At 70.9% G+C, this 11,770-nt stretch carries 10 protein-coding genes; 5 read left to right on the forward strand and 5 right to left on the reverse strand.

Translation table 11 applies throughout. The features are described 5' to 3' along the window. The 4 genes from D7X55_RS25860 to D7X55_RS25875 all read left to right on the forward strand — a co-directional run. Positions 1-1,189: polymer-forming cytoskeletal protein (locus D7X55_RS25860; RefSeq protein ID WP_121724476.1), on the forward strand; the 1,189-nt coding region annotated here is incomplete at its 5' end. A gap of 211 nt (positions 1,190-1,400) precedes the next feature. After that, positions 1,401-2,747, forward strand: coding sequence for a 2Fe-2S iron-sulfur cluster-binding protein (locus D7X55_RS25865; protein ID WP_121724477.1), 1,347 nt, complete (start codon positions 1,401-1,403; stop codon positions 2,745-2,747). Continuing rightward, a complete protein-coding gene (locus D7X55_RS25870) occupies positions 2,744-4,234 on the forward strand; it encodes an FAD-dependent oxidoreductase (RefSeq protein ID WP_120552528.1) in 1,491 nt (496 codons plus the stop codon). The genes D7X55_RS25865 and D7X55_RS25870 overlap by 4 nt, the downstream gene beginning before the upstream one ends. 278 nt (positions 4,235-4,512) lie before the next feature. Beyond that, on the forward strand, positions 4,513-5,319 hold the full coding sequence (locus D7X55_RS25875) for a serine protease (protein ID WP_120552527.1): 807 nt from the start codon (positions 4,513-4,515) through the stop codon (positions 5,317-5,319). A gap of 12 nt (positions 5,320-5,331) precedes the next feature. Here the strand turns inward: D7X55_RS25875 and D7X55_RS25880 are convergent, their stop codons facing one another. Then, entirely contained in the window at positions 5,332-6,204 is an 873-nt protein-coding gene (locus tag D7X55_RS25880) for an SDR family oxidoreductase (RefSeq protein WP_120552526.1), read from the reverse strand. A 143-nt stretch (positions 6,205-6,347) separates the two neighbouring features. On the opposite strand from D7X55_RS25880, the gene D7X55_RS25885 reads away from it, so the two are divergent. Then, positions 6,348-6,809 carry a universal stress protein gene (locus D7X55_RS25885; RefSeq protein WP_120552525.1) on the forward strand — a complete coding sequence of 154 codons (462 nt, stop codon included), beginning with the start codon at positions 6,348-6,350 and terminating at the stop codon, positions 6,807-6,809. 24 nt (positions 6,810-6,833) lie between these two features. Here D7X55_RS25885 and D7X55_RS25890 read toward each other — a convergent pair whose 3' ends face one another. The 4 genes from D7X55_RS25890 to D7X55_RS25905 all read right to left on the reverse strand — a co-directional run. Then, on the reverse strand, positions 6,834-7,514 hold the full coding sequence (locus D7X55_RS25890) for a Fe2+-dependent dioxygenase (RefSeq protein ID WP_121724478.1): 681 nt from the start codon (positions 7,512-7,514) through the stop codon (positions 6,834-6,836). Between the two features lie 38 nt (positions 7,515-7,552). Then, on the reverse strand, positions 7,553-9,835 hold the full coding sequence (locus D7X55_RS25895; protein ID WP_233610062.1) for a TonB-dependent siderophore receptor: 2,283 nt from the start codon (positions 9,833-9,835) through the stop codon (positions 7,553-7,555). Between the two features lie 305 nt (positions 9,836-10,140). Next, entirely contained in the window at positions 10,141-11,415 is a 1,275-nt protein-coding gene (locus D7X55_RS25900; RefSeq protein WP_121724479.1) for a PepSY domain-containing protein, read from the reverse strand. 30 nt (positions 11,416-11,445) lie between these two features. Next, positions 11,446-11,770 (reverse strand): TonB family protein (locus tag D7X55_RS25905; RefSeq protein ID WP_121724480.1); only part of this gene is annotated, 325 nt, incomplete at its 5' end.

Here is an 11,770-nt window from a genome sequence, read left to right on the forward strand (position 1 = left end):
GGAGAAGGAGTCCGGTCCGGCGACGGCGGCCACCCCGCCCGCGCCCCCGGCCCCTCCCGCGCCGCCCGTCATGGACGCGAACGCGACGCCCGAGGAGCGCGCCCTGGCCCGTGAAGAGGCGGACCGGGCTCGCGAGGAGGCCCGTGAAGAGGCGAGGCGCGCCCGTGAAGAGGCCAAGCAGGCCGCGAAGGAAGAGGCCGAGGCCACCAAGGAGCGCATCCGCGAGGAGATCCGCAGCTTCCGCGACAGCTTCAAGCACAAGAAGGGCAAGCGCGGCGCTCGCGACGTGGTGGCGCGCGGACAGAACCTGGAGGTGAAGGAAGGCGAGTCCGTGGAGAGCGCCGTCGTCTACGGCGGCAACCTCATCGTGAAGGGCACCGTGGAGGACGACGCGGTCGCCTTCGGCGGCAACCTGGAGATCCAGGGACACGTGGAGGGAGACGCGCACGCCTTCGGCGGCAACGTCATCCTGGGGCCCAACGCGCAGGTGGAGGGCGACGTGTCCGCCTTCGGCGGCCAGGTGCAGAAGGCGGACGGCGCCATCGTCGAGGGCAGCCTGGAGTCCTTCGGCGGCGCGGGCCTGGGCCGCATGGTGGCCGGGGAGATCAAGCGCGGCATGCAGGAGGGCCAGAACCACGACGCGTCAGCGGACGCCTCCGACGACGATGACGACCACGACCGTGGCGGAGGCCTGGCGTCCTTCATCCTCCAGTTCGCGCTCCTCTTCGGCCTGGGCTTCCTGGGGCAGATGTTCTTCCCGGCGCGCATGAAGGAGCTGGGGGATGAGATCCGCGCCAACCCGCGCCGCAACATCCTGGTGGGCATCGTGGGCGCGCTGGCCCTCATGCCGCTCGCCTTCGTCCTGTGCATCACCATCATCGGCATCCCGGTGGCGTTCGCCCTCCTGGTCGCCTCCATGCTGGGCACGGCGCTGAGCTACGCGGCCATCGCCAGCGAGGTGGGCACGCGGTTGCCGGTGATGCGTGGGCGCAAGACGCAGGCGGTGGTGCTCGCGCTGGGCCTGGGCCTCATCCTGCTCGTCAGCCACATCCCGGTGCTGGGCGTGCTGCTCAACCTGTTCCTCCTCATCCCGCTGGCCTTCGGCGCGGTCATCCGCACCCGGTTCGGCTACCGCGGCGGCCGGGGCATGCCGGAGCCCATCTTCCCCCGGAGCGAGAACCCGGTTTGACGCACCCGGCCTCACGGCCGCCAGGGATTGCCACACCGCATCATGAAGCCCCGCTCCCAAGCGCACCGGGAGTGGGGCTTCTTCCTTCCCCAACAAGCCCCAGGCTCGCGCGCCATCACCTGGGCTGTCGGCAGCGGGTGTTGGCGGAGGGCGGGCGGCCGTTGACAGGCTTTGACCCGCTCCGTCCGGTGCGCCATTTTGCGCGGCACCCATGCGACGCCTCCCAGACGCAACCCCGCGCGGCAGGGCCATCACCGTGGACCTCGAGGGCGAGAGCATCCCCGCCATCGAAGGTGAGCCGGTGGCGTGCTCCCTCATCGCCGCGGGCGAGAACGTCCTCTCCCGCTCCGTGAAGTACCACCGCCCGCGCGGGCCGTACTGCTTCGCCGCGGCCTGCTCGCACTGCCTCATGCGCGTGGACGGGCTGCCCAACGTCTACACCTGCCGCACCCCCGCGAAGGAGGGCATGCGGCTGGAGCGGCAGAACGCGTACCCGTCCGCGAAGGTGGACATCTTCGAGACCATCGACTGGTTCTTCCCCAAGCGCCTGGACCACCACGAGATGTTCGCGGGCGTGCCGGTGGCCGAGGACGTCATGGCGCGCGTGGCCCGGCAGCTGGCCGGCCTGGGCCTCTTGCCCAAGGAGGCGGGCCCGGAGCCCCTGCCCCCGCGCACCTTCCACACCTCCGTCGCGGTGGTGGGCGGCGGCGCGGCGGGCCTGGCGGCGGCGCGGGTGCTGTCCGGCAAGGGCGTACCCTTCCTGCTCTTCGAGCGCGACGCGAACCTGGGCGGACGGCTGGCCCACGGCGCCCCGGAGGACAACGCGCCCTTCGTGCCGGAGGCCACCGCGTTCCCGCAGGGCAGCGTGGTGCGGAGCGCCACCGTCATCGGCCTGTATGACGACGAGCACGGCCGTTACCTGGCCGTCGCCGCGCAGGAGGCGGGCAACCTGCGGCTCTTGAAGGTCTACGCGAAGCGCTTCCTGCTGTCGGTGGGCGGCCATCCCCCCACCCTCCCCTTCGAGAACAACGACCTGCCCGGCGTCATCGCGGGGCGCGCGGCCAGCCTGCTGCTGCGCAAGCACGACGTGGCGCCCCAGGTCGCGGCGCTGGTGGGCCATGGCGCGGAGCTGCACGCGCTGGCGCACCTGTTCACCCAGCGCGGCGTGGAGGTGGTGGCGGTGGTGGACCTGAAGGGTCCGCTGCCCGCGAACGCGCACCCGAAGGCCGTCATGGGTGACGGGCTCAAGGCCCACGGCCTGCGCGGCGTGACGGGGCTGAGCTTCACGCCCCAGGGCGGCCGCAAGCAGAAGGTGTCGTGCGACGCGGTGGTGGTGTCCGTGCCGGTGTCGCCGGGCTTCGAGCTGGCGCGCCAGGGCGGCGCGAAGGTGGAGTTCGACGCGGACGCGGGCCACTTCAAGGTGGAGGCGGACGCGGACGGGCGCACGCAGGCGGCGGACGTGTTCGTCGCGGGCGACGTGGCGAAGGCAGGCACGGCGAAGGAAGCGGCGGCCATGGGCGAGCGGGCCGCGCAGGCGCTGATGGGAGGGCTGTCATGAGCAAGGCGCTCGTCTGCACCTGCGAGGACGTCACCGTCACGGACGTGGAGCACGCCATCGAGCGCGGCTACCACGACGTGGAGTCGGTCAAGCGCTACACGGGCTTTGGCACCGGCATCTGCCAGGGCAAGAGCTGCCACGCCGCGGTGGCCGCGCTGCTCAAGCAGAAGGCCCCGCAGCTCAAGCCGGAGGGCGTGGTGCCCTTCACGCCGCGCCCGCCGCTCTACCCCACGGAGCTGCGCGTGCTGGCCAGCGCCCCCGTGGACGAAGCCGTCCCGCCCGTGGGCGGCGTGCCCCAGGAGCTGGAGCACTTCCCGTCCGCGCTGCGCCCGGAAGGACCGGTGCCCGCGAAGGCCAAGGTGGTCATCATCGGCGGCGGCATCATGGGCCTGTCGCTGGCGTACAACCTGGCGCTGCGCGGGGAGACGGACGTCGTCGTGCTGGAGCGCGGCTACCTGTGCGCGGGCGCGTCCGGCCGCAACGGCGGCGGCGTGCGCATGCAGTGGGGCACCCCGGCGCTGATCCAGCTGGCCAAGCGCTCCATCGACCTGATGAAGGGCTTCGCGCGCGACCTGGGCGTCAACGTCTGGCTGCGCCAGGGCGGCTACCTGTTCCTGGCCAAGCGCAAGGACACGGCCTACCGGCTGGATCGCAACGCCACCCTGCACAACAAGTACGGCGTGCCCACGCGCATCATCACCGCGGACGAGGCGCGCCAGGTGGTCCCGGGCCTCACGATGAAGGACTGCGTGACGGCGGCCTACAACCCGGAGGACGGCGTCATCTTCCCCTGGGCCTTCCTGTGGGGCTACGCGCAGGGCAGCGTGAAGCGCGGCGTGAAGGTGGAGACGTACACGAACGTCACCGGCTTCGAGACGAGCAACGGCCAGGTGCGCAAGGTGAAGACGGACCGGGGCGACATCGCCTGCGACACCGTCGTGCTGGCCTCCGGCGCGTGGAGCCCGGCCGTGGCGAAGCTCGCGGACGTGAAGCTGCCCAACGAGCCGCACCGGCACGAGATCCTCAGCACCGAACCGCTCAAGCCCTTCCTGTCGCCGCTGGTGTCGGTGCTCGACACGGGCCTGTACTTCAGCCAGTCCATGCGCGGTGAAATCGTGGGCGGCATGGGTGACCCGAAGGAGCCCGCCGGCCCCAACATGGGCAGCACGCTGCGCTTCGTGGCGCGCTTCGCCCAGGCCCTCACGGAGCAGCTGCCGCACGTGGGCCAGGTGAAGGTCCTGCGCCAGTGGGGCGGCCTCTACGACGTCACCCCGGACAACAACCCCATCCTGGGACGCACCCCCGGCCTGGACAACCTGCTCCAGATGTCCGGCTTCGTGGGCCACGGCTTCATGATGGCCCCCGCCGTCGCGGAGCGGATGGCCCAGTGGATGACCTCCGGGAACTCCGACGAGCTCTTCACCCGCTTCAACCTCCGCCGCTTCGAGGAAGGCACCCTCGAGCGCGAGGACATGATCATCGGCTGAAGAATTCCGCCCTCCCCGCCCCTGTCTCCACCCGGGACAGGGGCGCTCCCCGCATGTCCGCAAAAGCGGCACTCCCGGAAAATCGTGCAAGCACCCGGGATGGCTGGGGATTCGCCGGGGAACGTGACGTTTCTTTACAAACGCAACCGGGTTGCACGGAGCATCCACGCACCACCCGTGCGGTGGCGTGACGGCGGGCCCCCTCTGGAGCGCGCGCTGGCACGCGGCGTGCCTTGGCCCCCAGCGCCGCGCAATGCCGCGCGGGGGGAGACTCAGAGATGGCCGCGAAGAAGCTCTTGGGTGCGATGCTGGTGATGGGCCTGACGGCGTGTGGTTCCGTGGAGCCCATGGACGTGCCGGACGCGGAGCCCCAGCCCCAGCCCCACGACGCGCTGGCGTCGCAGGAGTCCAACGTCATCGTCGGCACGCTGAACTGGGTGAGCGCCACGTCCCTGTCGGGCACGCAGCGCACGAAGTCCCTGGCGGTGGGCTACCTCTCCATCCCGGCGGTGGGCAGCCGCTGCACGGCGTGGCTCGTCTCCAACGACGTGGTCATCACCAACAACCACTGCGTGGGCAGCAGCTCGGAGGCGGTGGGCGCGCGCGTGTCGTTCAACTACGAGGACGGCGTCGCGTCCGCCTCGCGCGTCTGGTACCCGTGCGCCACGTTCATCAAGACGTGGAGCAGTGACGACATGACGGCGCTGCGCTGCTCGGCCGTGAATGGCCAGCTGCCCGGCCAGGTGTACGGCTTCCTCACCGTCTCCAGCACCAACGCGGCGACGAGTTCCACCGTGTACGTCGTGAACCAGAACTGCGACTACTACACGACGCCGTCCTGCACGCCGACGAAGAAGTCCTCGCCGGGCAAGGTGCTCAACGGCAGCTACAGCACCACGGACATCTCCTACGACGCGGACACGCTGGGCGGCTCGTCCGGCTCGCCCGTCATCTCCACGTCCACGAACCAGGTGGTGGCGCTGCACCACATCGGCGTCGGCGGCAACTCGCAGGGCCGCGGCACGGCCAACACCGGCGTGAAGGCCACGCGCGTGAAGGCGCGCCTGGCGGAAATCGGCCTGTAGTCACCCGGCCGCCTACGTCACGGACGAGGGCTCCCCTCCGGCCAGCAGCACCGGCCTGGGGGGCGCATCCGCTCCGGGCGCGGAGGGCTTCAAGAGCAGCGTCCGCTTGAAGCCGCCCAGCGCCAGCCGTCCCAGGCCCCGCTTGAAGGAGCGCGGCAGGAAGCGCAACAGCCGCATCACCCAGCGGTGCCCCAGGCCGGGGTACACCAGCGCCTCGCCCCGCTCGAAGCCCGCCAGGGCCTCGCGGGCGCACTGGCGCAGGGACAGCTCGAAGAAGGGCGTCACCTCCCCCTCCAGGTGCGGCTCCAGCGCCAGCGGGCCGGGGGCCACGAAGGTGACGGGGATGCCCGCGTCCTTCAGCTCCAGGCGCAGGGACTCACTGAAGCCGTCCAGGAAGCGCTGCGTGGCGGCGAACGTCACCGCGCCCGGCAGGAAGAGGCGCGCCGCGCCCGAGCCCACCGTGAGGATGCCGCCCCGCCCGCGCTCCAGCATGGGGCCCAGCAGGCGGTGGGTGATCATGGCCGGGGCCAGCACGTTCGCATGCACCAGCTCCTCGATGCGCTTCCAGCGCTCCTCGGCGTACAGCCCGCTGAAGGCGTAGTCCGCGTTGTTGATGAGCACGTCCACGCGGACGTAGTGGCGCTCCAGGTGCTCGAAGAGCGCGTCCACGGCGCGCGGATCATCCAGCCGGCAGGCGCGGATCATCACGCCCAGCGTCGGGTTGCGGGCCAGCAGCTCCTCCCGCAGGCTCCCCAGGTCGTCCACGTCGCGCGCGACGAGCACCAGGGTCCTGACCCGGGGGGAGAGCAGCCGGGCAAGCTCGCGGCCGATGCCGCCGGAAGCGCCGATGATGAGCACGGTACCGTTGTCGATGGGAGGGCGCATAGGGGGCCAGGACCTCGGACAGGAAGGTGTCCACGCGCGGATTGCCCTGCGCGCCCGCCCCGTTGCTCGGTACACCCTGAACGCCTGCTTGCCCTCACGGCGTGTGGGGATTAACTGTTCACCAGACCCATAGGAGGACACCCATGGCTGGCCCCTCACGCATCCTCGTGCCGGTGGACCTGAAGGACGGTTCCCGGTCCGTCGTGGACTACGCGCTGCAGCTCGCCCGGCCCTTCGGCGCGACGGTGGACGTGCTGCACGCCTGGGAGCCGCCGCAGTACGTGGCGCCGGACCTGCTGGTGGCCTCGCCCGGCTGGGACGCCACCGCGCTGGAGTCCATGGCGCGCGACACCGCGGGCAAGGAGCTGGAGTCGCTCCTGCGCTCCGTGGACGGCACCGCGCCCGTGGCGCTGTCCCACCGCGTGGTGATTGGCGAGGCGGGCAACGTGGTGCTGGAGGAGGCCGAGCGCGGGAAGTACGACCTCATCGTGATGGGCACGCACCAGCGCAAGGGGCTCACCCGCATGCTGCTGGGCAGCGTGGCGCAGAAGGTGGTGGGCCGCGCCGCGTGCCCCGTGCTCACCCTGCACGTCAGCCCGGAGTAGCGGCCTTCCGGGCCCGGAGCCCGCTCAGGGCTCCGCCCACTGGCGCAGGAGGTTGTGGTACACGCCCGTGAGCATCACCAGCGCGGGGCTCTTGGGCACCTCACGCGTCAGCTGCATGATGGACGTGTCCATGTCGAAGAGCAGCGAGCGCTTCCCCGCGTCGCGGATCATGCTCTGCACCCAGAAGAACGACGCCAGCCGCACGCCGCGCGTCACCGGCGTGACGTGGTGCAGGCTGGTGGACGGGTAGACGATGAGGTCCCCCGCGGGCAGCTTCGCCGAGTGGTTGCCGTAGGTGTCCTCCACCACCAGCTCACCGCCGTCGTAGCTGTCCGGGTCGCTCAAGAAGAGCGTGGCGGACACGTCCGTGCGGATGCGCTGGTTCGTGCCCAGGATGGGCCGGATGGCGTTGTCCACGTGCGAGCCGAAGTCCATGCCCGGCTCGTAGCGGTTGAACAGCGGCGGGAAGACGCGCTGGGGCAGCACGGCGGAGATGAACAGCGGGCTCTTCTCCAGGCCGGCCAGCACCAGGTCCCCCAGCTCCCGGGCGGCGGGGCTGCCTTCGGGCAGCTGGAGGTTCTTCTTCACCTGCATGGACTGCCGGCCGGCGGTGGTCCGGCCGTCCTCCCACGCCGCCTTGTCGAAGACGGCGCGGCAGCGGGCCACCTGCTCGGGCGTGAGGACCTGCGGGATGTGCACCATCATGATGAACGTCCTCTACGCCCGGCGGGAATGTCGCGCGACTAGAACCGCACGTGCGCGGACAGCAGCGCCGAAACGCCCTCCGCCGGCACGGCCTGACCGCCGTAGTACGAGTCGTAGTAGAGCTTGTCGGTCAGGTTGTAGACGTTGAGCTGCAGGTCCACCTTCTGGATGCTGTAGGCCGCGAACGCGTCGAAGCGCCAGGAGTTGGGCACCTTGCTGAGCACCACCGTCGCGTTGGCCGGGTTGTTCACCGTGGCCACGTCCTGGTAGGTGGCGCCGCCGCCCACGGACAGGTTGTCCAGGATGGCGTACGTGGTCCACAGCGAGAAGCTGCGCTTGGGCGTGTTCACCAGGCGCTGGCCCTCCAGGAAGTCATTGGTGTGCTCCTGGATGCTCGCGTCCAGGAACGTGTAGTTGGCGAACACGTTCCAGCGGCGCACCGGGGAACCGGCGATGCCCAGCGCGTAGCCCTGCACGCGCTGCTTGCCCTCCAGCACCGTGGGCGGGCCGTCCGGATCCGAGTTCGGCACGCGCGCGTTCTTCTTGTGGGTGCGGAAGACGGCGGCGTTGACGCTCAGGCGCTCCGCGATGAGGTCGGACTTGGCGCCGATCTCGAAGGTCTCGTTCTTCTCCGGGTCCAGCGTGACGGTGTCGTTGGCCAGCACGGAGAGCTCCGCGCTCGGGTTCTGGGACGTGCCGTACATGCCGTAGACGCTGGCGTTCTCCGCCGGGTGGAGCACCAGGCCCACGCGGTAGTTGAACAGGGTGTTCTCCTGCTCGAAGGCCGCGATGTCGCCGTTGGCGGCCTTGGTCTCGTAGTCGCTGTGCAGGTTGTCCAGGCGCAGGGTGCCCAGGACCTCCACGTACTTGCCGATCTGGATCTGATCCGACGCGTACGCGCCCAGGTTCCACTGGCGGCTGTAGTTGGTGGCGCCCGGGACGCGCGCCACGCCGGACAGGTCCGGGCTGTTGTCCGGATCGAACAGGTCCGCCGGCAGGTTGCCGCCGTCCACGGTGAGGTTGACGCGGCCCAGCTCACGCTGCTCGCGGGACACGTCCAGGCCCACGTTGGTGTTGTGCTTGAGGAAGCCCGTGGTGAACACGCCGCGCACGTCCAGCTGGTCCGCGAAGTAGGTGTTCTCCGCGCTCGTCTCGAAGCGCTGGCGGCCGATGGTGGTGGGCGCCGCGACCGGCGTCAGGCCGCGCGGCGCGGTGGGCCGGGCGAAGCGGTCCACGCCGCCGTAGCGCAGCGTGTTCGTCAGGCGGAACGTGCCGCCCAGGTCCGCCAGCAGGCGCGCCGAGCCGATGTGGACGTTGACCAGCTCCGTGTCGCTGTCCTTCACGCCGTAGAAGTTCTCACGCGGCACGTCCAGCGTGACGGCCACGGGGTAGCCGTTGAAGTACGGCTGGCCGTAGTCCGGGACGCTGTCCTCGTGCTGGTAGAAGTAGTCCACTTCCAGGGCGACCTTCTCCGCCAGCTGCAGGCGCGCGGACGGCGCGACGCCGACCCGGTTCTCCTTCACGACGTCGCGGCCCGCGACCCCGGCCAGCTGCCCCACGGCGCTCACGCGGAACTGGAAGCTGTCGGAGACCTCCTGGTTGACGTCCGCCTCGATGCGGCCGGTGGGCGACGTGCCGCCCGACAGGCGCAGGTCCGTGAAGGAGCCCTTGCGCGCCTTCTTCGTCACCAGGTTGATGGCGCCGCCCGTGGAGCCGCGGCCGAACAGCACCGACGACGGGCCGAAGTAGACCTCCACGCCCTCCAGGTTGAACGTGTCGCGGGTGAACCAGCCCAGGTCGCGCACGCCGTCGCGCAGCGTGTCCGTCTGGGCGGAGAAGCCGCGCAGCGAGAAGGAGTCACCCTGGCGGCCACCCTCGCCCGCCGTCACCGTGATGCCGGACACGTTGCGCAGGGCATCGCGCAGGGTCGTGGCCTGCTGCTCCTCCATCACGCGCTCGGGGACCACCGTGATGGTCTGCGGCGTGTCCACCAGCGGCCGCGGCACGCGGGCCAGGCTGGGCTCCGTGACGTTGTACTTCTGCGTCTCACCCTCGACGGACACCTCCGGCAGGACGTAGGCGTCGTCCTGGATGGCCTCGGCCGTCGTCGCCGCACCCTGCGCGGGGGCCGCGGACTCGGGCGTGCGCTCGGGGGACGGGGCCTCCTGGCCCACCGGAGTGCTCTCCGCCGGGCGGGACTCCTGCACCGGCGCCGCGGTCTCACCGGTCACCGGCGTCTCCTGCGCCATCGCGCTGCCCGCCGCCAGCGCCGAGGCGAGGCCCACGGCCGCGGGGCCCCAGGGCCAGAGCGCGCCGCGCACGCCTCCGGGGTTGCCAGTGGAGGAGCGGATACCAGGACGACCGGGCTTTGCTGTGGACACGAATCCCCTCGGGAAAGGAAGCGCTGCCTAAATGAGAATGATTCTCATATGCAGGACCCTGATTGTCGTTACAAGAAATTTCTTCCTGATGACAGTCTGATTCACGCGCGGGGATGGGCGTTCCAGCACTGCCTGGCATCAGCGCGGCGAATGCCACATGCCTCGGGGTGAAGACAGCGAGGCCCGGAGCCGCTCTCGCGCGGTCCGGGCCCCTGGGATGGATGGGTTTGCTCGAAGCCGGGACGTCAGGCGGCGTGCGTCTCGGATTCCGCGGGAGGGACGGCCGGCGCGGCGGGGGCCGCGGGCTGCGTCTTGCGGCGCGGGACGAACCGGCGCCAGGACAGCGCGTAGCCCGTGTAGACGAGGAACACGGCGCCGAAGGACGCGAGCGCGGCGATGAGCTGGCCGAACCAGCCGAAGGCCTCGCCGGTGTGGAGGAAGCGCAGCCAGGTGCGCGCCTTGCGGCCGCTGTTGAAGTCCGCGTAGGTCTCCGTCTTCAGGGTCTGGGTGGTGAACGGATCCACCGACACCGTGTTGGAGGCGAACAGCGGCCAGCGCTCCTGCTCGCGGACCGTGAAGGTGCTGGCCTGCGGGCCCTTGGGGCCGCCGCGCCCTTCGCCGCGCGGAGCGCCTTCGCCGCGCTGGCCACCCTGGGGGCCACCGGCTCCCGGAGGCGCGGCCAGGCGCAGGGTGATGGCCTCCCAGGCGTTGGACTGCTTCATCACCGCGTCGAACTGCGCATCCAGCGCCTGGGGCTTCGTCCCCGGCGCGGGCGTGGGCACGGCCACGGGCGCGGCGGCCATGGGCCCCTGCGCGGCGGGCGGCTCGTTGCCGGTGAGCGTGAAGACCAGGTTCGACGCCCAGCGGTAGGAGATGACCGCGCCGGACGCCGTCAGCACCACCAGCACCGGCAGTGACCAGAAGCCGATGACGTTGTGCCAGTTGAAGTCGCGCGCCTTGCCCTTCAAGCCCCGGCGGAACCACAGGGTGGGCCGCATCGCGCGCAGGTTCCACTTGCGCGGCCACCACAGGAACAGGCCCGTGATGCCCAGGAACAGGAAGGCCAGGTTCGCCACGCCGGTGACGCCCTTGCCCACCGCGCGGTTGTCGCCGGACGCCGCGAGCCAGCGGTGCAGCTCCTCCATCGTGTGGAAGAACGCGCGCCAGCCCTGCGCGCCCTGCTCACGGACTTCACCAGTGAAGGGGTGGACGTAGACCGCGGCGCCGCGGCCCAGGGCCACCGTCACCATGCTGTCCGGCTCCGAGGACACCGTCACGCCGGAGGGAGGCACGGCGGGCTTCGCCTCCTTCACCTTCGCGATCAGCTCCTCCAGCGTCAGGCGGGGCGTCCCCGGCGCGGGAGGCGCCGCGTGGCGGGCGTCACGGTCCGCCCAGTCGACGATCTGCGACTCGAACGCGATCGCCGCGCCCGTGAACGACATCACCCCCACCACGAGCCCGACGATGAGGCCGGACACCAGGTGGATCCAGAAGAGAACCGAGCGGAGCTTGGGATTCATGAAGGCTTCTACAGGGGGCCTGCGAAGGAACTACCTGAGGGCGAACTTCACGGGGATCACGACCTTCACGCGGACCGGCGCGCCGTCGTGCCCCAGGGCGGGCGAGAAGCGCCAGCTCGCCACGGACTCGAGCGCGGCCTCGTCCAGCCCCGGCACCGAGCGGTGGATGCGCGGCGAGCCCGGCTCCACCGCCCCGTCCGTCCCGATGACGACCATCACCATCACCACGCCGGTGATGCCATCCTCCCGGGCGCGGCGCGGATACTCCGGCTTGCCGGACAGCAGCACCGGCAGCTTCATCACCTCGCGCGGCGTGTAGATGGGCGGAGCCGTCCCCTGCCCGCCGGCCTTGCCA

Source organism: Corallococcus sp. AB049A (assembly GCF_003668885.1).
GTDB lineage: Bacteria > Myxococcota > Myxococcia > Myxococcales > Myxococcaceae > Corallococcus > Corallococcus interemptor.

Bases quoted from the DNA above. Each gene is read 5' to 3' on its own strand.
- D7X55_RS25870 (WP_120552528.1), top strand. From the start codon at position 2,744: ATGAGCAAGGCGCTCGTCTGCACCTGCGAGGACGTCACCGTCACGGAC.
- D7X55_RS25890 (WP_121724478.1), bottom strand. From the start codon at position 7,514: ATGATGGTGCACATCCCGCAGGTCCTCACGCCCGAGCAGGTGGCCCGC.
- D7X55_RS25900 (WP_121724479.1), bottom strand. From the start codon at position 11,415: ATGAATCCCAAGCTCCGCTCGGTTCTCTTCTGGATCCACCTGGTGTCC.
- D7X55_RS25865 (WP_121724477.1), top strand. From the start codon at position 1,401: ATGCGACGCCTCCCAGACGCAACCCCGCGCGGCAGGGCCATCACCGTG.
- D7X55_RS25875 (WP_120552527.1), top strand. From the start codon at position 4,513: ATGGCCGCGAAGAAGCTCTTGGGTGCGATGCTGGTGATGGGCCTGACG.
- D7X55_RS25880 (WP_120552526.1), bottom strand. From the start codon at position 6,204: ATGCGCCCTCCCATCGACAACGGTACCGTGCTCATCATCGGCGCTTCC.
- D7X55_RS25885 (WP_120552525.1), top strand. From the start codon at position 6,348: ATGGCTGGCCCCTCACGCATCCTCGTGCCGGTGGACCTGAAGGACGGT.